The following is a 23,815-nucleotide window of genomic DNA, read 5'->3' on the forward strand; positions in this document are numbered from 1 at the left end:
CGGGATAAAACGAAATAAAGTCAGGCTTCAGTGATATTTACTCAAGCTGACGGCGAACACACTCTGATCGATGAGGCGCCGATGCCACGCAAGATTCCAAGCAATTCCGCGCTTCTGGCGTTCGAGGCTGCGGCCCGACACGGGAGCTTTGCCCGAGCCGCCGAGGAACTGGCGCGGACCGAGGGCGCCGTCAGTCGTCAGATCGGCCGGCTGGAGGCGTTTTTGGGCGTCGCCCTGTTCGAGCGAATCGGCAACCGGGTACGGCTTGCACCCAACGGCACGCGATACGCGGTGCAGGTGCGCGAGATCCTGGATCGGCTGGAACGGGACAGCCTGTATCTGATGGGGCAGCCCATCGAAGGCGCGAGCATCGATATCGCCGCCATTCCGACGTTCGCCACCCGCTGGCTGATTCCCCGGCTGAAACGTTTCCAGAATCGGCATCCGAACGTGACGGTGCATATCGCCGAACGGATGGAGCCGTTCCTTCTGGCCGGCAGCGGTTTCGACGCAGCCATTCATTTCGAGCACCCGGCATGGGCGGGGATGCATCTGCATCCTCTGCTGGAGGAAGTGCTGGTGCCGGTCTGTAGTCCGGCGCTTCTCGCGGGCGCCGGAGCGAACCCGTCGTTGGACGATCTGCCGCGCCTTCACCGGCGACAAAACCCCGACGCCTGGCAGATGTATGCGCAGGAGTCCGGCATCGTGCTGGCCAATTCGGCGATCGGCGCGCGTTACGATCTGCATGCGATGCTGATAGAAGCGGCGCTGGCCGGTCTGGGTGTCGCCTTGGTGCCGCGCCTTTATATCGAAGCCGAGCTGGAGCAGGGGCGTCTGGTCGCGCCGTGGCCGGACGGCAAAGCGATTGCCAAGCACTTCTGCCTCGTCCTTCCCGAACCGCTCGAACTGGCCGAGGGGCCGCTGCGGGCATTCGCGACATGGATGCTGAATGAAGCCCGGGAATCGGCGCCGCATCGCAGCGCCTGACGCGCATCACGGAACAGCCATCCCTCCGGAGGGTCCGTCGCGAAGCGGTCGCTTCGTTTCGAACCGACGTATTCGACGCCTCAGAAGATCGAGCGCTCCGAATACGTGGTCAGCCACTCCAGCGCCAGCGTGCCCGCCAGCGAGTTGCCGTTCGGATCGAGGCCGGGCGACCACACGCAGACCGCCATCTCGCCCGGCAGCACCGCGACGATGCCGCCGCCCACGCCGCTTTTCGCGGGCAGGCCGACGCGGTAGACGAAGTCGCCCGCCGCATCGTAGGTGCCGCAGGTCAGCATCAAGGCGGACAGCCGCTTGGCCGAACTCGCGTCGACGATCTGCTCGCCGGTGATCGGCGCGACGCCGCCGTTCGCGAGGAACAGCGCGGCCTGCGCCAGTTCGACGCAGTTCATCGTGATCGCGCACTGGCGGCAGTACGCGTCCACGACGGTTTCCGGCGGCATCCGCATGTTGCCGAAGCTCGCCATGAAGTGCGCCATCGCGCGGTTGCGCTCGGCGTGCTGCAGCTCGGATTGCGCGACGCGCGAGTCGTAGTCGATGTCGTTGACGCCGATCAGCCGCCGGATGAACTCCACCAGCGCCGTCTCGGCGCGCACGAAACGGCGCGCCAGCACGTCGGTGACGACCAGCGCCCCCGCGTTGATGAACGGATTGCGCGGCTTGCCGCGCTCGCTCTCCAGTTGAACCAGCGAATTGAACGCGGTGCCTGACGGCTCGCGGCCGACCCGCTGCCACAGTTCGTCGCCGAGCAGCTGGAAGGCCAGCGTGCACGCGAACAGCTTCGAAATGCTCTGGATCGAGAAGCGCTCGCGCGCATGGCCGACGGTGCAGATCTCGCCGTTCAGCTTGACGATCGCCATGCCGAAGCGATCGGCGGGCACTTTCGCGAGTTCGGGGATGTAGTCGGCGACCCGTCCCGCGCCGATCCAGGGCGCGAGTTCGGAGTGGATACGTTCGAGAATCGGGAGGTAATTCATTGAATCGGGCGGGCGCCGCGGCGCCGCGCGGTGTCGAGCGAGCCCGTATGGAACCGTTTCGGCGCCGATTCGTCAAGCGCGGGCGCCGACGCCCGGCGGAGCGGCCGGCCAAATCCGCCGGCAGCCGCCGCTCAAAAGTGAGATAGTCGGGGTCGCCTTTTTTGGCAATTATCCAGCCCTTTTTTGAACATGGAATTCATGCTACGTCCAGCGGCGCGTATCATGCGAAACATTTCGGGATATTACAAACGTTGTTCGACCACTCGGACGATGGGGTATCTGTCCCTGTTTTGTATCAATTCCGTGCGTATCGACCGACTGCCCATGCCTTTCCGGATTCTTCTTGTCGAGGACGACAACCGCTTATCGACGCTGATCGCGGGCTACCTGCGCAAGCATGACTATGACGTGGAGACCGTGCTGCACGGCGACGAGGCCGTGCCGGCGATCCTTCACGGCCAGCCCGACCTCGTGATCCTCGACGTCAACCTGCCGGGCAAGGACGGCTTCGAGATCTGCCGCGAGGCCCGCGAGCACTACGACGGCGTGATCATCATGGTGACGGCGCGCGACGAGCAGTTCGACGAGCTGCTCGGCCTCGAATTCGGCGCGGACGACTACGTGCACAAGCCGGTGGAGCCGCGCATCCTGCTCGCGCGGATCAAGGCGCAGCTGCGCCGCGCGCCGGTGCGCCAGCCCGAGCCCAGCAGCCAGCCCGAGAGCTATACGTTCGGGAAATTCGCGATCAACCGCGCCAACCGGACCGTGCGCCTGCCCGACGGCAGCGCGCCCGATCTGACGTCGGCCGAATTCGACCTGCTGTGGGCGCTGGTGTGCCACGCGGGCGAGGTGGTGAGCCGCGACGACCTGATGCTGCAATTGCGCGGCGTCGAGTTCGACGGGCTCGACCGGACGATCGACGGTCGGATCTCGAAGCTGCGTCGCAAGCTGCGCGACGACGCCAGCAGCCCGCAACGGATCAAGACGATCCGCAGCAAGGGCTATCAGTTCAGCAAGCACGCGTGGGAATAGGGGGCTGCGGGGGGCGACTGCGACATAAGTCGACAGAACGACAGGTAAATCGACACAGGCGGCGGATATTGATCACTATGATTAAATGATCCCGCCGCCAGCGCCCGAACCGATCCCGTTCGCGCCGCGCCTGTCTTTCCGTCACGCCCGTCCTTCCTGACGCTCGCCAACGACCATGAACCGCAGTGCTGCGCCTCAACTTTCCCTGTTCCGCTATTGCAAGTGGCGCTGGCTGAACTTTCGCCGGTCGTGGACCGACATGCGTGCCGACCGGATTCCGAGCTGGTCGCGGCTCTATGTGCGGACCTATCTGCACCTGATCGGCCTCGTGCTCCTGACGACGCTCGTGCCGGTGCTCGCGCTGTGCGTCGTGCTGACGCCCGAGAGGGTCTGGCATGCGTATGAGGTGCTGCCGGGCGGCGCGCTGCTGATCTTCCTGTTCGTCTGCGTGGTGCCCGCGCTCGCCGCCTATCGCTGGATGCGGCCGGTGTGGGCGGACCTGGTGATGGTGCGCGAGCGGGCGATCGATTTCAGCGGCGGGCGCTTCAATACCCGCGCGCGCGAATCGCACAGCGTGATCATCGGGCCGCTCGCGCGCACGCTGAACGCGCTGGCGATGCGCATGGAGCGGCTGATCGCCGCGCAGCGCGACCTGACCAACGGGATTTCGCACGAGTTGCGCACGCCGCTCGCGCGGGTGCGTTTCGCGCTCGAAATCCTGCGCGAGCCGGGCTCGGCCGGCGAATATCAGAACGCGCTCGACAGCATCGCGCAGGACGTCACCGAGCTGGACGAACTGATCGACATGAGCCTGACCTACGCGCGGCTCGAATACAGTTCGCTGCAATCGAATCTCGAACAGACCGTGCTCGTCGCGTGGTTCGAGAACCAGGTCACCGATGCGGCGCTGCTGTACGCGAGCAAGACCATCGAGTCGCGCATCGCGATCGCGCGCGACGTGCGGGTGCGGATGGACAAGCGGCTGATGTCGTATGCGATGCGCAATCTGCTGCGCAACGCGAGCAAGTACGCGCAGTCGACGATCGTCGTCGGGATCGAGATGCGCCACGGCAACATCGAGATCTATGTCGAGGACGACGGGCACGGCGTGCCGGAGAGCGAGCGCGAGCGGATCTTCGAGGCGTTCGTGCGGCTCGACCGCCACACGGCCGGTTACGGCCTCGGCCTCGCGATCACGCAGCAGGTGCTGCACGCGCATAACGGACGGATCGCGGTGACCGATCCGCAACTGCTGCCGGGCGCGCGCTTCGAGATCAGCTGGCCGGTGTAAGCGGCGCGGGCGGCGGCTAGCCCGCGCGTTTGCGCATCACCAGATGAAGGCCGGCGGCCGCCAGCAGCATGCCCGGCCACGCCAGCGCCGGAATCGCCTCGCCGAGTACCGCGAATGCGATCAGGGTCGTCGCCGGCGGCACCAGGAAGAACAGCGCCGATACGCGCGACGCTTCGCCGTGGCGGAGCATCGCCAGCAGCAGCGAGATCGCGACGATCGAGTTGCCGAACACCAGGTACGCGAGCGAGCCGAACAGGCCCGGCGTCCATTCGACATGCATCGGTTCGAGCAGCCACGCGAGCGGCGCGGTGACGGCCAGTCCCACCGCGTACTGCACCAGATTGGCGGTGACGGGGTGGGTCGGGTTCGCGGCGCCGAAGCGTTTTTCCCACAGCGTGCCGCCTGTCATCGACAGGAGCGCGAGCAGCGCATACGCGAAGGCCAGCGGCGACGCGATATCGATCGACGAGCGCGCCAGGATGACCATCGCCGCGCCGGCCATCCCCAGCGCCAGCCCGATCCAGCGAACCCGGTCGACGCGTTCCCCGGCGATTGCCGGCGCGAGCAGCCCGACCAGGATCGGCTGCTGCGACGTGATCAGCGCGACCGCGCCCGCCGACATCCCGAATTTCAAGCTCAGATAGGTGAACGCGAAGTAGCCCGCCTGCAGCAGCAGGCCGACCGCCAGCAGATGCCGCCATGCGCGGCGGCTCGACGGCCAGCCCGGCTTGAGCCATGCGCAGGGCACGGCGAGCAGGGCGACCACGCACGCGTAGCGGAGTGCGAGAAAGGTCAGCGGGTCGGCGTAGCGCAGGCCGAGCTTGAGGAACACGAAGCCGCTCGACCACAGCAGCAGGAACAGCACGGGCGCCGCCCTGAGCCAGCGCGGCGGGACCGGATCGGACAGCGTGCCTGTGGACATGGCGTGACTCGGCTGGCGGTGAGCGCGATCCCGTGCGGGTCCGGGGCGTGAGCGGACGGATGGGCCGGGTGCGGCGTGCGCGATGCGCGCGGCGTTCGGGAAACCGCCGGTAAATGGATTCGCGCGTGACAGTGTAGCGCCGGCGCGGCATCGCAGCGCGGGTGCGACGGATTCCGACGGCGCAGTCGCGAAGCCCGGGTGAATTCAGCGAACCAAGCGAACCAAGCGGCCGCGTTGCACGGGCCGCGGAAACAGACCGGTGCCCGCGTGATCGACGTGGCTGAATGTTCCCGTCCTCGCTATGCCCCGCTACGCCGCATCGCGCGCGTTCGCCGGACTGCGGCGCGCCGCCGCGCCGAAGTCCGTTCCGTCAATAGGTCCGGCCGAGCTGGAAGTACAGATTGCGGCGGCCGCCCGGCGCGAACGCCACACCGATGTACAGCGGCCCGAACGACGTCGTGAGGCTGGTGAAGAACGTATAGCTTTGCTTGAGCGCGCCGCCGCCGATCCGCGCGCCGTCGGACCAGACGTTGCCGACTTCCGCGCTCGCGCCGAGGTACAGCGCCTTGATCGGCGACGCGTTGAACGTCATCAGCTGGTTCATATAGGTGATCTGCCCGTAGACGAGCGCATCGCCGTTCAACTGGTCGGCCGCATAGGCGGCCAGATGCTGGAAGCCGCCCAGCGTGAAGTCGAAGCCGTTGAACACGTTGTTGGTGCCGCCGAAGCTCTTGCCGGCTTCCACGCCGGCGCTGAAGCTGTGCCGCCCGAACTGCTGCGCGATCATCGCCTTGCCGCGCACCTCGGTGTACGGCGTGTTGTCGGTGAAATCGTCCGGCCCGAACACGAGGCGGGTGCTCGTGGCGAGCGAGCGCTCGACCTTGAACTCCGTGTAATAGCCCTTGCGCGGGAACAGGTGATCGTCGAGCTGATCGATCACGAGCCGCGCGCGGGCGCTCAGCGCCTGCGACGTGTAGGTCGGCAGCGGGAAGGTCGACAGCAAGAGCGAATCGGCGTCGTCGCCGTCGTCGAAGTCCAACGTCCCGTAGTTCGGCGTCGCGGTGCCGTGCGCATAGGCGAGCCCGATGCGGAAGTCGCCGAGGCGCCCGATCGGCACCCCGAAGTCGATACCGGCGCGCTGCGTGCGCAGCCGCAGCTGGTTCAGCTTCGTTTCGCCGCTCTCGTCGTAGAGATTCGCGTAGCGCCGCTCGACTTCCACGTAAGGCGCGATGTAGTAGCCGACCTTGTCGGACAGCGGCTGACGCAGTTCGAGGTGTCCGGACTGCAGATCGCTGCCGAGCGTGGCGTCGGCGCGGAACTCGAGCCCCGATTGCGTGAGCCACGGCCGCCGGTAGCCGACGTGCAGGCGGAAGCCGCCTTCGTCGCTCGAACTGCTCGACATGCCGAGGCCGAACAGCAGGAAGTTCGGCCCCCAGTATTTCTCGCGCGCATCGATCACGAGCGTGTGCGCGTCGCCGTCGCTGACCACCTGCTGCGTGACGCTCTCGAAGTTGCCGCTCGTCGTCAACGCGAGCAGATCCTGGCTCACCGCCTTCGGATCGTAGGTGTCGCCCGGCCGAACGTGCAGTGCGTTGCTGACGATTTTTTTCGGCACCGGCCCGTTCATCCGGATGTCGATCGACGTGATGCGCAGCGGCTGCGGCGGCGGCTCGGTATGGGCGGCGCGGTACGACGCGTACTGTTCGGGCGTCAGCGCGTACCGTTCCAGCCTCGGCAGCGCGGCGGTGGCCGCCGCCGCGCCGGCTTCGATCGCCTGGCTGGCGGTCTGAAAATCCGTGAAGCTCAGCGAACCGAGCGCCGGCTGGAGCAGCACGTCGCGCGACGTAAGCTGCTTGCGCTGGCTCGACACGTTCTGCCGGATCAGGATGCCGATCATCTGCTGCATCACGTCGGCGGGCGACGCGAGCGCGTCGAGCGGCCTCAGTTGCGAACCGATGTCCACGGCGATGACGACGTTCGCGCCCATCTCGCGCGCGGTGTCGACCGGCAGGTTGCTGACGAGGCCGCCGTCCACCAGCGTGCGGCCGTCGATTTCGGCCGGCGCGAACAGGCCCGGCAGCGCCATGCTCGCGCGGATCGCGAGCGGCAGCGAACCGTGGTCGAGCACGACCATCTGGCCGGTCTGCAGGTCGGTGGCGATCGCGCGATACGGAATCGGCAACTGGTCGAACGGCTGGTTGGTCGGCACGGCGGCCGTCCAGTCGGCCAGCAGCGCCTGCAGGCGGTTGCCCTGCACGAGTCCGGCGGGCGCCTTGAAGCCCTTCGAGCCGAAGCCGATCGTCAGGCTATTGATATAGGTGCTTTCATCCTCGCGCTGGGCTTGCGGAAGGTCGGCGCGGTCGGTCACGTCGAACGCGATGTCGGCGAGGTTCACGTGCGACAGCTTCCTTTCCATTTCCTCCGCCGTCATCCCGCTCGCGTAGAGGCCGCCGACGACCGCGCCCATGCTGGTGGCGGCGATGCAGTCGATCGGAATGCGATGTGCTTCGAGCACCTTCAGCACCCCGACGTGAGCATAGCCGCGCGCGCCGCCGCCCGACAGCACCAGGCCGATCGACGGCCGTCCGCCCGGACCGCCGTCCGGCGTGCAGGACAGGCTCGACGCTGCGGCCGGCGAGGTCGGGTCCGAAGCCGAAGCCGAAGCCGAAGCCGAAGCCGAAGCCGAAGCCGAAGCCGCGACGGGTGCGGGACGAGCCGGATCCGCCGCCAGCACGGAGGCGCAGTGAAATGCTGCGATACAGCAAAGGAGCGGCGCGACGCGGCGCATGCCGACAAGAAAGCCCGGACGGCCGGGAAAGGCGGGCACCGTCATTTTCTTTACTTGGTGTGGTCGGACAGTGGGAGTGCGGTTGGGAAAATGCACAAAGACGCAAGAGTACCGCTTTTTATATCCCATGGAGAACGGATTCCGCTGCGACAGCGCAACGGCGGGGGTTTGCGACCCGTCGCTCATTTTCTGTAGAAAATATTCGAAATCGCCTAAAGTATTGTTACAAGCTGCCGCTAAGCGCTTATGACCGCCGCACGGCGCATGAGACCATCCGGCGGCAAGCCGGCGTCCCGCAAAGCCCTCCCTGGTTCGTTCGTCCGTAAAGGCATCATCATGTCGACCCCCCTTCTCGGAAGGCTGTTTGCGCACAACATCGCGGTGGATCTCGGTACCGCGAGCACCCTCATCTATGTCCACAACCGCGGCGTGGTGCTGAACCAGCCGTCCGTCGTGTGCTTTCGCAAGCCGGGCGCGACGGTCGACAAGGCGCGCGTCGAGGCGGTCGGCGATCAGGCGAAGGCGCTGCTCGGGCGCTCCCCCGAGCACCTGCAGGCGGTCCGCCCGCTGCGCCACGGCGTGATCGCGAACTACAACGCGGCCGAGCAGATGATGCGGCAGTTCATCGACATGTCCCATGCGCGCGCGCTGTTCGGGCGGCGCGCCGAATTCACGATCTGCGTGCCGTCGAACGCCACGGCGGTCGAGCGGCGCGCGATCCGCGAAGCCGCGGTGGCGGTCGGCGCCTCGAAGGTCAGCCTGATCGGCGAGTCGCTCGCGGCGGCGCTGGGCGCCGGGCTGCCGGTGACGGAGGCGGTCGGGTCGATGGTGGTCGACATCGGCGGCGGCACGACCGAGGTCGCGGTGATCGCGCTCGGCGGCGTGGTGTACCAGGAGGCGATCCGGGTAGGCGGCGACCAGTTCGACGCGGCGATCGTCAACCATGTCCGCAACCTGTACGGCGTCCTGCTCGGCGAGCAGACGGCGGAGCACGTGAAGAAGATCATCGGGACCGCCAGCTACGGCGTGCCGCGCGAGTCGATGCACGCGGTCGGGCGCAGCGTCGAGGACGGCCTGCCGCGCACCATCGAACTGACGAACCACGACATCGCCGATGCGCTCGCCGCGCCGCTCAAGCAAGTGGTGGGCGCGGTGAAGACCGCGCTCGAGAACGCCCCCCCCGAACTGATCACCGATATCGCGAACCGGGGCGTGGTGCTGACGGGCGGCGGCGCGCTGCTCGCGAATCTGGGCAAGCGCCTGTTCGACGAAACCGGCCTCGCGGTACGGGTCGCGGACGAGCCGCTGACCTGCGCGGTGCGGGGCGCGGGCCAAGCCATGGGCCGGCTGCAGACCGAAGTGGCCGCATGACGGCGCCCGCCCGAGGCGGGCGGGCGGGAAGCGGCGGGCGGGGCGGGCGGAATGACGTAAGGGAGGGGAGCAGCGCAAGAAAGGGAGACGGGCGAGCGGAATCGAAGTGATATGTTATATCATTTCAAAACGATGAGACCGGCAGCCCCGCGCCGGCATCCGCCATCACGAGGCCCCCTCATGCGAAAGCTCCCCGTTACCGTGCTGTCCGGGTTTCTCGGCGCCGGCAAGACCACGCTGCTGAATCACGTGCTGAACAACCGCGAAGGCAAGCGGGTCGCCGTGATCGTGAACGACATGTCGGAAGTCAACATCGACGCGCAACTGATCCGCGACGGCGGCAGCGCGCTGTCGCATGTCGACGAGAAACTGGTCGAGATGAGCAACGGCTGCATCTGCTGCACGCTGCGCGAGGATTTGCTGATCGAGATCGAGCGGCTCGCGCGGGAAAGCCGTTTCGACTACCTGCTGATCGAATCGACGGGGATTTCCGAGCCGCTGCCCGTCGCCGAGACGTTCACGTTCCGCGACGACGAGGGGCGCAGCCTGTCGGATATCGCGCGGCTGGACACGATGGTCACGGTGGTCGACGCGTATAGCTTCGTGCACGACTACGGCTCGCACGACTTCCTGGCCGATCGCGGCGAGACCATGGGCGACGCGGATCGGCGGACGGTGGTCGATCTGCTGACCGAGCAGGTCGAGTTCTGCGACGTGATCGTGCTCAACAAGACCGATCTCGTGACGGCGGGCGATCTGGCCCGGCTCAAGGGCGTGCTGCGCGCGCTCAACACCCGGGCGCAGATCGTCGAAAGCCGTTTCGGGGCCGTGCCGACGGACCGGATCCTGAACACCGGGCTGTTCGATTTCGAGGCCGCCGCGCAGGCGCCGGGATGGCTGAAGGAAATGCGCGGCGATCACATTCCCGAAAGCGAGCAGTACGGCATCGTCAGCTTCGTCTATCGCGCGCGGCGGCCGTTTCATCCGCAGCGGCTGTTCGACTGGATCCAGCACGAATGGCCGGGCGTCGTGCGCTCGAAGGGGTACTTCTGGCTCGCGTCGCGGCCGCAGATGGTCGGCGAATGGTCGCAGGCGGGGGCGGTCTCGCGGCATGGCCGCGCGGGCACCTGGTGGGCGGCGGTGCCGCCGAACGCGTGGCCGCAGGACCCGGAGGCGCAGGCGATGATCCGCAGTCGCTGGGACGCGCGCTTCGGCGACCGTCAGCAGGAGCTGGTGCTGATCGGCACGGAGATGGACGAGGCGGGGCTGCGCGCGTCGTTCGATGCGTGTCTGCTGAACGACGACGAACTGGCGATGTCGGAAGCGGCGTGGCGCGGCTTCGCCGACCCGTTTCCGGACTGGATGCGGCAGGCGTGACGCGCTCGGGCGGCGAGCGCCGGCCGGTCGCCTCGCGCGTGCGGCCGCGATGCGGCGGCACGCGGTGCCGGGTTCGCTGCGCGGCGGGTGCGTTCTGACCTATCCTGTGCCGAAACGGCGCGCATGCCGCGCGCCGCAACCGGACAGGAGCCGCGATGCCCAGCAGGCCAGCAGACGATTCTTCCTCCCCGCCCGCGCCGGCGGTGCCGCCCTTCATCACGCCTGAACCCGACGCGCAAAAGCCCGTGCGCGGCAGCCAGTACGTGCTGAAATCCGGCGACGCATTCGCCGTCAGCGATGCGCTCGGGGACATCGGCGGCTACGACGACGGCCTGTTCGTCGACGACATGCGGGTGCTCTCGCAATGGCGGCTGACCTTCGGCGGCCGCGCGCCGTCGCTGCTGTCGGGCGCGACCAGCGCCGACAACGCGTCGTTCACCGCGCATCTGACGAACCGTCCGCTGCCGCCGCTCGGCGGTCACGAGACGCCGGAGGGCGTGATCCATATCGAACGGATGCGGGTGCTGGCCGACAACGTGCTGTACGACGCGCTCACGCTGACGAACTACGGCACGAGCGATGCGGAGGTGCCGTTGTCGATCTCGTTCGGCGCCGACTTCAAGGACATGTTCGAGGTGCGCGGCACGACGCGCGAGCGGCGCGGCACGATCGCGCCGCCGTGCGTCGAGGCGGGCGCGGTCCGGCTCAGCTACACGGGACTCGACCGGGTCGAGCGCGCCGTGCGGATCGGGTTCTCGCCCGAGCCCGACGCGCTCGCGCCCGACCGCGCCGATTACACGCTGCTGATCGCCGCGCAAGCCTGCGTGTCGATCTATCTGACGGTCGAGACGCAGGTCGGCGAGCCGGACGCGCACGATGCGTCGCGCGCGCTCGAATCGCGGCTGCAGCCGCCGACGGGGCGGCCCGCGCTGCGCAAGGCGCTGGTCGGCGTCCACCGGGCGATGCGCGAGCGCCGCCGCGCGATGGCGCGGGTGCGCACCAGCAATCCGCTGTTCAACGCGTGGCTCGACCGCTCGCTGGCCGATCTCGGGCTGTTGACGACGCAGCTCGACACCGGCCCGTATCCGTACGCGGGCATCCCTTGGTTCTCGACGCCGTTCGGGCGCGACGCGGTGATCACGTCGCTGCAGATGCTGTGGCTGCAGCCATCGCTCGCGCGCGGCGTGCTGCGTTTTCTTGCCGCGCACCAGGCGCGCGAGACGTCGGCGTTCCGCGACGCGGAGCCGGGCAAGATCATGCACGAGTTTCGCCGCAGCGAGATGGCGGCCACCGGCGAAGTGCCGTTCGCGTTGTACTACGGCGGCGTCGACACCACGCCGCTCTTCATCGTGCTCGCGGGCGCCTACCTCGAGCACACCGGCGACGATGCGCTGATCGACGAGCTGTGGCCCGCGCTCGAGCGCGCGGCGGCGTGGGTGATCAAGGTGTGCGACCGCAATCCGCACGGGCTGCTCGACTATCAGCGGACCTCCGAGCACGGGCTCGCGAACCAGGGCTGGAAGGACAGCCACGATTCGGTGTTCCACGCGGACGGGCGGTTCCCGGACGGGCCGATCGCGCTGGTCGAGGTGCAGGCCTATGCGTGCGCCGCGTTCGAGGCGATGGCGGAATTCTCGCGGCGGCGCGGCCATGCGGCCGATACGGTGCGCTATACGCAGCGCGCGCGGGCGCTGCGCGAACAGGTCGAAACCCTGTTCTGGATGCCGGAGGCCGGCTTCTACGGGATCGCGCTCGACGGGCACGGCGAGCTGTGCCGGGTGTTCGCGTCGAATGCCGGGCACCTGCTGGCGTTCGGGCTGCCGGAAGCGGGCCGGGGCGAAGCGGTTGCGCGGATGCTCGGCTCGACGCTGTTCCAGACCGGCTGGGGCGTGCGCACGCTGGCGGCCGGGCAGCCGCGCTTCAATCCGATGGCGTATCACAACGGCTCGGTGTGGCCGCACGACAACGCGCTCGCGGCGCGCGGCCTCGCGCGCTACGGCGACAAGCGCGCGGCGCTCGATCTGCTGCGCTCGCTGTTCGAGGCGGCGGTGAGCTTCGACATGCGGTTGCCGGAGCTGTTCTGCGGATTTCCCCGGCGGCGCGGCGAGCCGCCGACCGCGTATCCGGTGGCGTGCCTGCCGCAGGCGTGGGCGGCGGGTGCGCCGTTCATGATGCTGCAGGCGTGCCTGGGCGTGAGCGTGGACGCCGCGCGCGGCGAGGTGCGGATCGAGCGGCCGGCGCTGCCCGAAGGCGTCGACTGGCTGCAGCTCGATGGGCTGCGCGTGGGCGGCGACAGCGTGTCGCTCACGTTCCGGCGGGTCGACGGCAAGGTGGTGGCGGCGGCGGAGCCGGGCGGCGCGAAGGTCGTCGCGGCGCTGTAGCGCTTCGCGAGAAGCCCGGGGCGCGCGCGCGGCCCCGGGCCTAGAATGACGGTATCGCGGGTCGGTTCGCGACCCCATCACCTCTCCAGGAGGCACCCTCCATGTCGAACGATACGCGGCCGGAAGACGGCCAACCGAAACTCGAACAGCTCGAAGCGGCGGTCAATCATCTGCACGAATCGATCGAATCGCAGAGCATCGCGGCCGGCGCCGCGAAGGGCATCCTGTTCAGTCTGATCGAAACGCTGGGCACGCTGGTCGGCGATCCCGACCTGCCCGAACACGCCCGCTCGGGTTACGAGGCGCTGCGCGACAAGGCCAGCGAACTGACGGTCTTGCTCGAGAAGCGCTGACGCGCAAGGCGCGCGGCTGCCCGCGATCGTGGGGAGAGCGGAAAGTCGCGCGGTTTCAACGAGTTGCCGCGCGCATGCTCAGGATATCCACATGCTTGCTCACAAAAACTGTTGATAACTTCGGGTGTCGCGCCGGCCCGGGCGGGATGACGAAGTCGCCGGGTTTGTTGGTCCGCGCGGCGGTTGTCGTCGCTGTCGCCGTTTCCGTTCGGCCCTTCGCCTGGGTGCGGCGGGCCGGGTGTTGTCTTGCCGCACGCGATGCGCGTGCCCGATCCCCGATCTGTTGTTCTGTTTCTCCCGCCATCGATGAACGACTTCCGTATCCTCGTCAGTGCCTGCCTGCTGGGCGCGCCGGTTCGCTATGACGGATCGCCCAAGACGCTGCTGCATCCGCTGCTGACGCAATGGCAGGCCGAGCACCGGCTCGTGGCGATCTGTCCGGAGCTGGCGGGCGGCATGCCGACGCCGCGCCCGCCCGCCGAGATCCAGCGCGCCGCATCGGGTAGCGCGGTGCTGGACGGCACCGCGCGCATCGTCGACCGCGCGCGGCAGGATGTGACCGGGGCGTTCGTGGACGGTGCGCGCGCGGCGCTGGCGCTCGCGCTCGAGCAGGGGTGCCGCTATGCGCTGCTGACCGACGGCAGTCCTTCATGCGGCAGCGAGATCATTTACGACGGCTCGTTCAGCGGCCGGCGGCACGCAGGCGCGGGCGTCACGGCCGCGCTGCTGCGCCGGCACGGCATCGCGGTGTTCGCGCAGCAGGAAATCGAGCGGCTTGCCGAGACGATGCATCGCGACGCAGCGGCGTCCGCCGGCTGACGCAAGCCCCGCCGCGCGGCGGGTTCGAGGCCGTCCGTGACGGCAAGCCCGCAGGGACGCACTCAGCGCTCGCGGATCAGCAGGAGCTCCAGCTCCGTTTCTCCCTCGACCCGGAATCCCAGCCGCTCGTACAGGCGCCGGGCGGGATTCCCCTTCAGCACATGCAGCGAGACCGGCACGCGCTGCCGGTCGGCTTCGTCGATCACCGCGCGCAGCACCTGCGCGCCGATGCCCCGGCCCTGATGGGCGGGCAGGATCTGAATCTGCATCACGCACCACGCATCCGGCTCCCGGTACGCCTTCAGCATGCCGGCGGGCTCGCCGTCGACGCAGACGATCTGCGCATCGTCGAGGCGCGAGCGCACGCGCGCCTCGTGGCTGGCCGCATCCACCGGCGCGCCGGCGCGGGCCAGGTGCTCGGTCATCGTGCGTTCGCGCAGCATCATCAGGAACGGGACGTCGGCTTCGGCGGCGGGGCGGAGCGTCACAATCGGGCTGGACATGGGCGGCAAGGGGGCAGGGGTGCCCGGATCGGATCGGTTGCGCGAAAATCCCTTCGCATCAACGGGTTGCGGGGCGCATGCTCAGGATATCCACATGCTTGCTCACAAAAACTGTGGATAACGTAACCCGCTGCGATCCGGCTGACAAGCCGCCGGTCGGAGAGGCATTGTCGGGCACGTGTCGATTCGGCCGCGTGCCGCTCGTCGTAGGAGTAGAGTCTTCCCGAAGTGCCGGGGGCCTCTCATTTCATGAGTCACTTACTTCGAGTCAAGGAGCCGCCACCATGTCCGCTGCCGTCAAAGCGATCCCCGAAGGGATGCATTCGTTGACCCCTCATCTGATTTGCGACGGCGCGGCCGCCGCCATCGCGTTCTACAAACAGGCGTTCGGCGCGGTCGAGATCACCCGGCTCGACGCGCCGCAGTCCGGTCGGCTGATGCACGCGGCGCTGCGGATCGGCGATTCGGTGATGATGCTCGCCGACGAAATGGCCGACTGCGGCGCACACGGGCCGCTCGCGCTGAAAGGCTCGCCGGTGTTCCTCCATCTGTATGTCGAGGATGCCGATGCGGTCATCGCGCAGGCGGTCGCGGCGGGCGCGAAGCTGACCCTGCCGGCGACCGATATGTTCTGGGGAGACCGCTACGGCCAGGTCGAGGATCCTTTCGGGCACCGCTGGTCGGTGGCGACGCACCGGCGCGACCTGACGAACGAACAGATCCGCGAAGGGATGGAACAGATGATCGCGCAGCAAGGCGGCCGGTGAGCGACGGGCGGGGCGCCGCGGCGCTCCGTTCCCGTCGGTCCGTTCATGACAGGAGGTGTTGGCGATGGCCTTGACGCTCTATGCCCATCCGTTTTCGTCGTACTGCCAGAAAGTGCTGGTCGCGCTTTACGAGAACGGCACGCCGTTCGAATTCAGGCTGCTGTCGCCCGACGATCCGGATCTGCTGAAGACCTTCGCCGCGCTGTGGCCGCTGAAACGGATGCCGGTGCTCGTCGACGCGGGCTGCACGGTCGTCGAGGCGACGATCATCATCGAATACCTCGGACTGCATCATCCGGGGCCGGTGCGGCTGCTGCCCGAGGCGGCCGCGGAGGCGCTGAAGGTGCGCGCGATGGACCGCTTCTTCGACAACTACATCTCGACGCCGCAGCAGCGGATCGTGGCCGACAGCCTGCGGCCCGAGGCGGAGCGCGATGCGCGCGGCGTCGCGGACGCGCGGGCGCAGCTGGACGTCGCGTACGCGTGGCTCGACAACGTGATGGCGGCGCGCGAATGGGCCGCCGGCGAGCACTTCAGCCTGGCCGATTGCGCCGCCGCGCCGTTCCTCTTCTACGCGGACTGGACGCATCGGATCGACGCGTCGTTTCATCATGTGCTTGCGTACCGGCGCCGGCTGCTGATGCGGGCGTCGTTCGCGCGCGCGGTCGACGAGGCGCGTCCGTACCGTTCGCTGTTCCCGCTCGGCGCACCCGAGCGGGATTGATTCCGCCGTTCCCATCCAGGAGACAGACATGACGCATGCTTCGTCTCTCGTGCCCGCCGACGTGCTGGCCGAGCGCAGTTCCTTCAGGTTTCCGAACGAAAGCGCCGAATACCGGCGCGCGCGCACCGCGCTGCTCGCCGAGGAGATCGAGTTGCGCAGGCATATCGAGCGCGTTGCCGCACAGCGCCGCGCGCTGCCGCCCGGCGGCGCGGTGACGGGCGACTACCGGTTCGAGGGCGAGCGCGGGCCGATCGATTTCGCGGGCCTGTTCGGCGACAAGGACACGCTCGTGGTCTACAGCTACATGTTCGGCCCGCAGCGCGAGCGGCCATGCCCGATGTGCACGTCGCTGCTCAGCGCGTGGGAAGGCGAGGCGCGCGATGTCGCGCAGCGCGTGTCGCTCGCGGTGGTGGCGCGCTCGCCGATCGAGCGGCTCGTCGCGTTCAAGCAGACGCGCGGCTGGCGCGACCTGAAGCTGTATTCCGACCTGAACGGCCTGTACAGCCGCGACTATTTCGGCGTCGATGCGGACGGCGGCGAAGAGGGGGGGCTCAACGTATTCACGCGCCGCGACGGCACGGTGCGGCATTTCTGGGGCGGCGAAATGGGCGACGCGACCGCCGATCCGGGCCAGGATCCGCGCGGTGCGCCCGACCTGATGCCGATCTGGACGATCCTCGACACGACCCCCGAAGGGCGCGATCCCCACTGGTATCCGAAGCTCGACTATCCCGCGTGACGGCGGCGGCGCGGCGCCGCCCGGCATCGAACGGATTCCTGACGATGGGCGTGCCGCTGCCGCATCCTTGATGCGCTCGGGAAAGGCGTTGCGTATCAATAGGTTGGTCGGGACATGCTCAGGATATCCACATGCTTGCCAACATAATCTGTGGACAACGCGCCGCGTCGCGGCGGACGGGCGGCGCAGCCCTGATCGAATCCGCGCGGCGAAGCGCGAGGCGGCGGTGGAGGGCTTGCGATCGGCGCGCCTGCCGCAGACGTGACACCGGACGGAAATGCGTCTCGCATCAACGCGTTAGCCGGGACATGCTCAGGATATCCACACGTTTGCCAACACAATCTGTGGACAACGCGTGACGGCCCTCGCGCGGTGCGGTCGCTGCGGCGCGAGGGTCGCGGACCTTGCCGCGCGCGGCGCGATCCTCTCGATGCGAGCCGCCCGCATGCTGCCGCTTGCGTGACATCGAACGAAAACGCGTGTCGTATCAACGGCTTGGTGGCCGCATGCTCAGGATATGCACAGGCTTGCCAACACAATCTGTGGAGAACCTGCCGCGTGGTGCGGCGAGCGCGATTCGGGCGGGCGCGCGCGATCGACGGAGGATCGCGACACTTCATCGGAGGCCGGAGCGCTGCATGCCGCCGCTCTTTCCTCGATGGGAAAGACGCGCCGCATCAACGCTTTAACGGCGGGATGCGCTCGATGGGCACCCGCTTGCGAATTCATTGGACGGGGCACACTGCGCGTCGTCGGACGCGGGCACTGCGGCGCGCGCGGAGCAAGCGTATTGCCTCGTGCCTGACACCGCGCGGAAAAGTCCGCTGCATCAACGGTTTAACGGGGACATGCGCAGGATATCCACACGCTTGCCAACACAATCTGTGGACAAGCACGCACCTGGTACGCGCCTGGAGCGGGGCGCCTGCAGGAGGCGCGCGCTCGCGATCGGAACCGGAGCGTGCCGCGACGCGGGCAGGCGCGGATATCGAACCGATTGCCGCCGATCGCACGTGTTCGGGAAAACGATGCGGGATCAAGGGGTTGAGTGCCGGGTGCTCAGGATATCCACAAGCTTGCGCACAAAATCTGTGGATAAAAGGCGTGTCGCCGACGCGCGATCGGACGCGCTCGCACCCTGCGCGGCGAGCGGTTGCGACCGGGCATTGCCGCGCCGCTGACCCCGAGTGGAAAGCCTTTCCGGATCAATGGGTTGATCGAGCGATGCGCAGGATATCCACATGCTTGCCAACACAATCTGTGGACAAGCGCGGGCGTGCACGGGATGCGTCGGTCGGCTCCGTCGCCGTCGGCATGCGGGCGCGACGCCGTTCATCGACATGCGCGTCGTCGGCCCCGCGCCACGTCTCGTCGCCGGCGCAAGCGTATCGCCCGGCGATCGTCTCCTGATGCGGGCCGATGTCGGCGTGCGGCTTCCTCCTCGCGACCGGTCGGGATGGAGCTTGCCGTCGCCGCTCGGCAGTCGCTCGGCAGTCGCTCGGCAGTCGCTCGGCAGTCGCTCGGCAGTCGCTCGGCAGTCGCTCGGCAACAACGATCAGCAGGACGAATCATGCGGGCGGTTCAGGTTCATCAACGGCAAACAGCGCGTGTGCGCCGATGCCTCCGGAGTGATTGCCGCAGCCGCCGCGAATCCGCTCGCGGGACACGCGCGGCGGGCGCGTCGCGCGGCTCGCGGACGCACCGTGCCGGCCGGGCCGGGGCCGGTGATACCATGTCCGGCCGGTTCTTTCCGTTATCACGATGCCCGCCACTTTCGATGAACTCGCGTCCCTGATCCGGGCGCAATTTTCCGAGCTGAGTCCGCAATTCCAGGTGGGCGCGGCGTTCCTGCTCGATCATCCCGACGAAGTGGCCGTGTCGTCGATGCGCAAGGTCGCGCAGCGCGCGCAGGTGCAGCCCGCGTCGCTCGTGCGGCTCGCGCAGCAATTCGGATTCCCGGGCTGGAACGAATTGCGCGACCTGTTCGTCGCGCGTGTGCGCACGCGGCCCGAACCGCTGACGCAGCGCGCCCGCTCGCTCGTGAAACCCAACGCGAGGGCGGCGCTCGCGCACGACCTGCTGGCCGCGCAGCAACACAATCTCGATGCGACCGCCGCGCAGAACGGGCGGGCGCTCGTCGACGCCGCGAAGCTGATCCGCAGGGCCCCGCACGTGCACGTCGCGGGCTTCCGCTCATGCCATCCCGTCGCGTTCGGCCTCGTCTACGGCTACCGGCTGTTCCGGCCGACCGTGTCGCTGCTGACGGGCGTCGCCGGTTCGCTGGAAATGGAGCTGCGCACGATCGCGAAACACAGCGCGACCGTGATCGTCAGCTTCGCCCCGTATTCCGCCGAGGCCAGCCGCGTCGCGCAGGCGGCGCGCGAGCGGGGCAGCAGGATCGTCGCGATCACCGACAGCGCGGTGTCGCCGATCGCGCTGCGCGCGGATGCCTGCCTGATCTTCACGCACGACAGCCCGTCGTTCTTTCCGTCGCTGGTCGCCGCGCATGCGCTGGTCGAGGCGCTGGTCGCGCAGTTGCTCGCGCTCGAAGGCAGCGGTGCGATCGCCGCGCTCGAACAAGCGGAAGCGGATCTGCATGCGAAGGGGGCCTATGTGGCGTGATGCGCGGCGCGGCCTCGTCAAGCGGCAATAGCGAGAGCGTGCGCGGGGCGAGCGGGCGTCATCCGTTGTCGGGCACGTCGTTCGCCGTCCGTCGACTCGGACCGCGGCGCGGCGAGCGAGCGCTGATAGCCGTTTCCGCACGGGTGCTTCCTTTGTTTGTGTCGCGGCGCGCAAGCAGCGCCGCGTCGTCCGGCCGCGCCTGGTGCACCGGAGGACAGCCTTTTGAGAGGACGGCCGGCCACGTTCGCTCTTCCGATTCAAAGAAGATGCATGATCGGGACGGCTGCCGAAGGCGGCCGATCGGCCGGATTAAGCGCCTCGCGAATACCTTGGGCACTCGCTTCGTCGCAGGCGTGGGGCTTGACGCGTCCCGCCGACGGCACGAAACCGTGACGAGTGAATCCCTCGACCGGACACGCCCATATTCGCGCGCCCCGGGCGCGTTGCCGCCGTGCCGTGCGCACGATGGCGATGCCCGCCGCGAACGACGCATGCGCGCAAACGGTTGCGCGATCCGATGAGTGGCACAATGAGCCGGCCCGTCCGCGATCCCACGCGATCCGCGTGGTTTTTGAGCGGACCGGGCGGCCGTGCCGCGTCGTTCGCGGTCGCGCCGAGACGCGCCGGATGGCGCGCACCGACACGATCGGCGCGGACAACGTTTGCCGCGCCGACGCCAGACCAACGGGGAATGCAGCCAGATGACACAGCCACACGCCCGCTTGCCCGCGTTCGACGCGGCGAGCGCCACACCGGCGCAGCGCGCCGTGCTCGACGAAATCCTGTCCGGCCCGCGCGGCAGCCTGAACGGTCCGTTTCTCGGCTGGATCCACAGCCCGGAACTCGCGCAGCATGCACAGCGCCTCGGCGCCGTATGCCGGTACCGCACCGGCCTGCCGACGCGCCTGTCCGAACTCGCGATCCTGGTCACGGCGGCGCGCTGGCGTGCGCAGGCGGAGTGGCAGTTGCATCTGCCGATCGCGCTGGAGGCCGGCGTGCCGGAAGGCGTCGCGGAGGCGATCCGGCTCGGCCGCCCGCCCGCGTTCGCCGATGCCGACGACGCGTTGGTGCATACCTTCGCGACCGAGCTGTACGACACGCGGCGCGTGTCGGATGCGACCTATCAGCGGACCGTCGAGCGCTTCGGCTTGCAGGCCACGGTGAATCTCACGGGCCTGCTCGGTTACTACGTGCTGGTCGCGATGACGCTCAACGTGTTCGAGATGCGCGTGCCGGGGCAGCCCGCGCTGCCGTTCCCGGAATAACGCTGCGCGCGGGCGCGGCGATATTTCAGCGTGCGATCACACTTCGGCGGGCGGAACGCGGGTATCGTCGCGGAAACTCTCGATCCCGATGGAGCGCGCGATGGCCACCTTCGTCACTCAGGCTCACAAGGCCGAAGCATTGCGCGCGTTGCACGCGCAGCCCGGCACGTTCATCATTCCGAATCCGTGGGATGTCGGCTCCGCGCGACTCCTGGCGCTGGCCGGCTTTCGCGCTTTGGCATCGAGCAGTTCGGGCTACGCGTACTCGCGCGGGATCGCCGACAACCGCGTCGGCCGCGAGCGGATGCTCGCGCACCTGGCGGAACTGGCGGCGGCGACGGATCTGCCGATCAGCGCCGATCTGGAAAACGGTTTCGGCGACGCGCCGGAGACTGTCGCCGAGACGATCCGGCTGGCCGCGCAGGCCGGCGTGGTCGGCGGGTCGATCGAGGACGGCACTGGCCGCGCGGATGCGCCGATCTACACGCATGCCGCCGCCGTCGAGCGGGTGCGGGCGGCGGCCGAAGCGGCGCGGGCGCTGCCGTTTCCGTTCACGCTGACCGCGCGCTGCGAGAATTTCCTGGCAGGCCGCCCCGATCTGGACGATACGATCGCGCGGCTGGTCGCCTATCGCGACGCGGGGGCGGATGTCCTGTATGCGCCCGGCCTGAGCGAGCTGGCGGAAGTCGACGCGGTGGTGCGGGCGGTCGGCAAGCCGGTGAACGTGCTGATCCGCCCGAAGAACCCGGCGTTCAATCTGGCCAATCTTGCCGGACTCGGCGTGAAGCGGATCAGCGTCGGCGGCGCGCTGGCGCGGACGGCATTCGGCGCGCTGGTGCGCGGCATCGATGAAATGCGCGAGCGCGGCACGTTCTCGTTCGCGGCCGAGCCATTCGCGAGCGGCGATTTCGACGGCTGGTTCTCGGAATCCGAGCCATTTCCGCGTCATTTCAAATAGGGAAATGAAAGACGGAAATGGAAACGTTTCCATAATAAGACGTGCGGATTAAAGCGCCGTTATCCGGAGCCCGTAAACCGAATAACGGCAATTATCTGAATCTCTTTAGACGATTTGCTCGACCGAAGCGGCTGCTCCGACGCTGTGAAAAAGATCGAACAGCCTTTCACCGCTAGGTGAAGCCGGCAAAAAATGCAGCAACAATGCATCTAATTTTCGGATAAAGACCACAAAGTTTTAAAAGGTGTCTTGCCGGCTATTAATTCGATTGCTAATCTCCGTGGGGTGGCGAAATAGCCGGATCATCAGTCCGGAAAAATCTAAAAAGATATCCTCCGAGAAGGCCATGACGACTTACTGTGATATCCACATCACCTCGTTTCGAATCGGCGACGTCGTGACGCTCAAGACGGGCGGCCCGCGCATGACGGTGACGTATGCGGGGCCGGTGGTATTCGACGACGGGGACTGGCTGATCTGCCAGTGGTTCGACGAGCGGGGAGAGTGCCGGCAGGAGATGTTCCAGAACGAAACGGTGGTACTCGAACCCCGCGCGATATCGGCGGCGTTTACGCGTCCGCGCACGTTTGCGGCCCGCGGCCGGATGCCGGCCTGAGCGCACCGGCGCGCCGATCCGTCCCGCACGCATCGTTCGCCGCGGACTGAAACATCCCGCGTCCGCCTCAGCCGATACTGGCTGCATGAACCCGACCGATCCCATTGCCGCCGTCGTCCATCCCGACCCGTATCCGTATTACGCGGCGCTGACGGCCGGCCCGCCGCTCGTTTATCACCCTGAACTGAATCTCTGGCTGGCGACCCGTGCGGCGAGCGTCGCGGCAGTGCTGGCCGATCCCGCCTGCCGGGTGCGGCCCGTCGCCGAGCCGGTGCCGTGTGCGCTGGCGGGCCGGCCGGCGGGCGAGATCTTTGCGCGGCTCGTGCGGATGAACGACGGCCCCGCGCGCCACGATGCGCCGAAGCGCGCGCTGCGGCAGGCGCTCGACGGCGCCGATCCGTTCCCGCTGAAACGCCGCGCCCGGGCGCTGGCCGCGCGCCGCGTGCCGCCCGTCGGCGATTGCGCGGCCCTGAACGCGTGGCTGTTCGCGACCCCGGTGACGGCAATTGCCGACTGGCTCGGCTTCACCGGCGACGCGTGCGCGGAAGTGGCCGACTGGATGGGGGATTTCGTCGCGTGCCTGTCGCCGTTGTCCACCGGCGAGCAACTGGGCCGCGCGAGTGATGCCGCGCGGGCGCTGTCCGAGCGGATGAAGGCGCTTGTCGCGTCGTCGGCCGCCGGCGACAGCCGCCTCGTCGGGGCGGTGCGTCGCGCGGCGCGGGAAACCGGCTGGCGGGACGCCGACGCGTTGATCGCCAATCTGGTCGGCTTGCTGTCGCAGACCTACGAAGCGACGGCCGGCCTGCTCGGCAATGCGTGGATTGCGTCGCTGACGCAGCGGGACGCGATGCCGGAGCAGAAGGGTGTCCGCGGCCCGGCACAGGTCGAGGCGCTGGTCGCGGAGACGGCGCGGTACGACCCGCCCGTGCAGAACACGCGCCGTTTCGTCGCGGCGCGCACGCAGGTCGGCGACGTGACGCTCGAGCCGGGCAGCGCGGTGCTTGTGCTGCTGGCCGCGGCGAACCGCGATCCGGCCGCCAATCCGGCGCCCGACCGTTTCCTTCTGGAACGCGAGGCGCGCGCCACGTTCGGATTCGGTCGCGGCATGCATCGGTGTCCGGGCGAACGGATTGCCCACCTGCTGGCCGAAGCGGCGCTCGACGTGCTGCTGGCGGAAGGCGTGCCGACCTTGTGGAAGGCGCCGAGGTGGCGCTACCGGCCATCCGCGAATGCACGGCTGCCGGTGTTTTTCGCTGCGGGGGGGACGGCGGAGGGTGACGCCGCGCGCGAGGAGCCGGCGCGGCC

General features: G+C 68.2%; 20 protein-coding genes and 1 pseudogene. 17 read left to right on the forward strand and 4 right to left on the reverse strand.

The genetic code is table 11. From position 1 onward, the window contains the following. Window positions 1–81: 81 nt before the first annotated feature. On the forward strand, window positions 82–987 hold the full coding sequence (locus RZR99_RS18915) for a LysR substrate-binding domain-containing protein (RefSeq protein WP_323121299.1): 906 nt from the start codon (window positions 82–84) through the stop codon (window positions 985–987). Window positions 988–1,067: 80 nt separating this feature from the next. Here the strand turns inward: RZR99_RS18915 and RZR99_RS18920 are convergent, their stop codons facing one another. Next, a complete protein-coding gene (locus tag RZR99_RS18920) occupies window positions 1,068–1,982 on the reverse strand; it encodes a glutaminase (protein ID WP_323121300.1) in 915 nt (304 codons plus the stop codon). A gap of 324 nt (window positions 1,983–2,306) precedes the next feature. Here RZR99_RS18920 and RZR99_RS18925 point away from each other — a divergent pair, with 324 nt between their 5' ends. Further along, a complete protein-coding gene (locus tag RZR99_RS18925; RefSeq protein ID WP_323121301.1) occupies window positions 2,307–3,014 on the forward strand; it encodes a response regulator in 708 nt (235 codons plus the stop codon). A gap of 175 nt (window positions 3,015–3,189) precedes the next feature. Further along, a complete protein-coding gene (locus RZR99_RS18930) occupies window positions 3,190–4,305 on the forward strand; it encodes an ATP-binding protein (RefSeq protein ID WP_323121302.1) in 1,116 nt (371 codons plus the stop codon). Between the two features lie 16 nt (window positions 4,306–4,321). Here the strand turns inward: RZR99_RS18930 and RZR99_RS18935 are convergent, their stop codons facing one another. Continuing rightward, a complete protein-coding gene (locus RZR99_RS18935) occupies window positions 4,322–5,227 on the reverse strand; it encodes a DMT family transporter (protein WP_323121303.1) in 906 nt (301 codons plus the stop codon). Between the two features lie 370 nt (window positions 5,228–5,597). Next, entirely contained in the window at window positions 5,598–8,015 is a 2,418-nt protein-coding gene (locus tag RZR99_RS18940; RefSeq protein WP_323121410.1) for a patatin-like phospholipase family protein, read from the reverse strand. A 336-nt stretch (window positions 8,016–8,351) separates the two neighbouring features. Between RZR99_RS18940 and mreB the strand changes: the two genes are divergently transcribed. The 5 genes from mreB to RZR99_RS18965 all read left to right on the forward strand — a co-directional run bounded on the left by mreB (window position 8,352) and on the right by RZR99_RS18965 (window position 14,316). Next, window positions 8,352–9,386, forward strand: coding sequence for a rod shape-determining protein (gene mreB / locus RZR99_RS18945; protein WP_323121304.1), 1,035 nt, complete (start codon window positions 8,352–8,354; stop codon window positions 9,384–9,386). Window positions 9,387–9,566: 180 nt separating this feature from the next. Beyond that, window positions 9,567–10,763, forward strand: a complete 1,197-nt coding sequence (zigA, locus tag RZR99_RS18950; protein ID WP_323121305.1) for a zinc metallochaperone GTPase ZigA — start codon at window positions 9,567–9,569, stop codon at window positions 10,761–10,763. A 155-nt stretch (window positions 10,764–10,918) separates the two neighbouring features. Continuing rightward, window positions 10,919–13,144 carry an amylo-alpha-1,6-glucosidase gene (locus RZR99_RS18955; RefSeq protein ID WP_323121306.1) on the forward strand — a complete coding sequence of 742 codons (2,226 nt, stop codon included), beginning with the start codon at window positions 10,919–10,921 and terminating at the stop codon, window positions 13,142–13,144. Between the two features lie 101 nt (window positions 13,145–13,245). Beyond that, the gene (locus tag RZR99_RS18960; RefSeq protein ID WP_323121307.1) at window positions 13,246–13,497 is read left to right on the forward strand and encodes a hypothetical protein; all 252 of its coding nucleotides are present in this window, start codon (window positions 13,246–13,248) and stop codon (window positions 13,495–13,497) included. A 306-nt stretch (window positions 13,498–13,803) separates the two neighbouring features. Continuing rightward, entirely contained in the window at window positions 13,804–14,316 is a 513-nt protein-coding gene (locus tag RZR99_RS18965) for a DUF523 domain-containing protein (protein WP_323121308.1), read from the forward strand. A gap of 62 nt (window positions 14,317–14,378) precedes the next feature. Here the strand turns inward: RZR99_RS18965 and RZR99_RS18970 are convergent, their stop codons facing one another. Continuing rightward, complete coding sequence (locus RZR99_RS18970) at window positions 14,379–14,819, reverse strand: GNAT family N-acetyltransferase (protein ID WP_323121309.1); 441 nt, start codon at window positions 14,817–14,819, stop codon at window positions 14,379–14,381. Between the two features lie 284 nt (window positions 14,820–15,103). Between RZR99_RS18970 and RZR99_RS18975 the strand changes: the two genes are divergently transcribed. The 9 genes and pseudogenes from RZR99_RS18975 to RZR99_RS19015 all read left to right on the forward strand — a co-directional run. Further along, window positions 15,104–15,586 carry a VOC family protein gene (locus RZR99_RS18975; protein WP_323121310.1) on the forward strand — a complete coding sequence of 161 codons (483 nt, stop codon included), beginning with the start codon at window positions 15,104–15,106 and terminating at the stop codon, window positions 15,584–15,586. 64 nt (window positions 15,587–15,650) lie between these two features. Then, window positions 15,651–16,310, forward strand: a complete 660-nt coding sequence (locus RZR99_RS18980; RefSeq protein ID WP_323121311.1) for a glutathione S-transferase family protein — start codon at window positions 15,651–15,653, stop codon at window positions 16,308–16,310. 28 nt (window positions 16,311–16,338) lie between these two features. Beyond that, window positions 16,339–17,049, forward strand: coding sequence for a DUF899 family protein (locus RZR99_RS18985; RefSeq protein ID WP_323121312.1), 711 nt, complete (start codon window positions 16,339–16,341; stop codon window positions 17,047–17,049). Between the two features lie 1,340 nt (window positions 17,050–18,389). After that, a complete protein-coding gene (locus RZR99_RS18990; protein WP_323121313.1) occupies window positions 18,390–18,830 on the forward strand; it encodes a hypothetical protein in 441 nt (146 codons plus the stop codon). After that, entirely contained in the window at window positions 18,811–19,671 is an 861-nt protein-coding gene (locus RZR99_RS18995) for a MurR/RpiR family transcriptional regulator (RefSeq protein WP_323121314.1), read from the forward strand. Before RZR99_RS18990 ends, RZR99_RS18995 begins: the two co-directional genes overlap by 20 nt. 701 nt (window positions 19,672–20,372) lie before the next feature. Continuing rightward, window positions 20,373–20,936: a carboxymuconolactone decarboxylase family protein gene (locus RZR99_RS19000; protein WP_323121315.1), complete on the forward strand. Its 564-nt coding sequence runs from the start codon at window positions 20,373–20,375 to the stop codon at window positions 20,934–20,936. Between the two features lie 100 nt (window positions 20,937–21,036). Next, window positions 21,037–21,894 (forward strand): isocitrate lyase/PEP mutase family protein, encoded by an 858-nt coding sequence (locus RZR99_RS19005; protein WP_323121316.1) that lies wholly within the window; start codon window positions 21,037–21,039, stop codon window positions 21,892–21,894. A 346-nt stretch (window positions 21,895–22,240) separates the two neighbouring features. Beyond that, entirely contained in the window at window positions 22,241–22,510 is a 270-nt protein-coding gene (locus RZR99_RS19010) for a YodC family protein (protein WP_323121317.1), read from the forward strand. 85 nt (window positions 22,511–22,595) lie between these two features. Then, window positions 22,596–23,768, forward strand: a pseudogene (locus RZR99_RS19015) (cytochrome P450); the annotation flags it as partial. Between the last annotated feature and the right edge of the window lie 47 nt (window positions 23,769–23,815).

It is taken from the genome of Burkholderia alba, assembly GCF_034721475.1.
GTDB classification, from domain to species: domain Bacteria; phylum Pseudomonadota; class Gammaproteobacteria; order Burkholderiales; family Burkholderiaceae; genus Burkholderia; species Burkholderia alba.

Coding starts and splice junctions, on each gene's coding strand:
- RZR99_RS18915 (WP_323121299.1), top strand. CDS start 82: ATGCCACGCAAGATTCCAAGCAATTCCGCGCTTCTGGCGTTCGAGGCT.
- RZR99_RS18920 (WP_323121300.1), bottom strand. CDS start 1,982: ATGAATTACCTCCCGATTCTCGAACGTATCCACTCCGAACTCGCGCCC.
- RZR99_RS18925 (WP_323121301.1), top strand. CDS start 2,307: ATGCCTTTCCGGATTCTTCTTGTCGAGGACGACAACCGCTTATCGACG.
- RZR99_RS18930 (WP_323121302.1), top strand. CDS start 3,190: ATGAACCGCAGTGCTGCGCCTCAACTTTCCCTGTTCCGCTATTGCAAG.
- RZR99_RS18935 (WP_323121303.1), bottom strand. CDS start 5,227: ATGTCCACAGGCACGCTGTCCGATCCGGTCCCGCCGCGCTGGCTCAGG.
- RZR99_RS18940 (WP_323121410.1), bottom strand. CDS start 8,015: ATGCGCCGCGTCGCGCCGCTCCTTTGCTGTATCGCAGCATTTCACTGC.
- mreB (WP_323121304.1), top strand. CDS start 8,352: ATGTCGACCCCCCTTCTCGGAAGGCTGTTTGCGCACAACATCGCGGTG.
- zigA (WP_323121305.1), top strand. CDS start 9,567: ATGCGAAAGCTCCCCGTTACCGTGCTGTCCGGGTTTCTCGGCGCCGGC.
- RZR99_RS18955 (WP_323121306.1), top strand. CDS start 10,919: ATGCCCAGCAGGCCAGCAGACGATTCTTCCTCCCCGCCCGCGCCGGCG.
- RZR99_RS18960 (WP_323121307.1), top strand. CDS start 13,246: ATGTCGAACGATACGCGGCCGGAAGACGGCCAACCGAAACTCGAACAG.
- RZR99_RS18965 (WP_323121308.1), top strand. CDS start 13,804: ATGAACGACTTCCGTATCCTCGTCAGTGCCTGCCTGCTGGGCGCGCCG.
- RZR99_RS18970 (WP_323121309.1), bottom strand. CDS start 14,819: ATGTCCAGCCCGATTGTGACGCTCCGCCCCGCCGCCGAAGCCGACGTC.
- RZR99_RS18975 (WP_323121310.1), top strand. CDS start 15,104: ATGTCCGCTGCCGTCAAAGCGATCCCCGAAGGGATGCATTCGTTGACC.
- RZR99_RS18980 (WP_323121311.1), top strand. CDS start 15,651: ATGGCCTTGACGCTCTATGCCCATCCGTTTTCGTCGTACTGCCAGAAA.
- RZR99_RS18985 (WP_323121312.1), top strand. CDS start 16,339: ATGACGCATGCTTCGTCTCTCGTGCCCGCCGACGTGCTGGCCGAGCGC.
- RZR99_RS18990 (WP_323121313.1), top strand. CDS start 18,390: ATGCGCGTCGTCGGCCCCGCGCCACGTCTCGTCGCCGGCGCAAGCGTA.
- RZR99_RS18995 (WP_323121314.1), top strand. CDS start 18,811: ATGCCCGCCACTTTCGATGAACTCGCGTCCCTGATCCGGGCGCAATTT.
- RZR99_RS19000 (WP_323121315.1), top strand. CDS start 20,373: ATGACACAGCCACACGCCCGCTTGCCCGCGTTCGACGCGGCGAGCGCC.
- RZR99_RS19005 (WP_323121316.1), top strand. CDS start 21,037: ATGGCCACCTTCGTCACTCAGGCTCACAAGGCCGAAGCATTGCGCGCG.
- RZR99_RS19010 (WP_323121317.1), top strand. CDS start 22,241: ATGACGACTTACTGTGATATCCACATCACCTCGTTTCGAATCGGCGAC.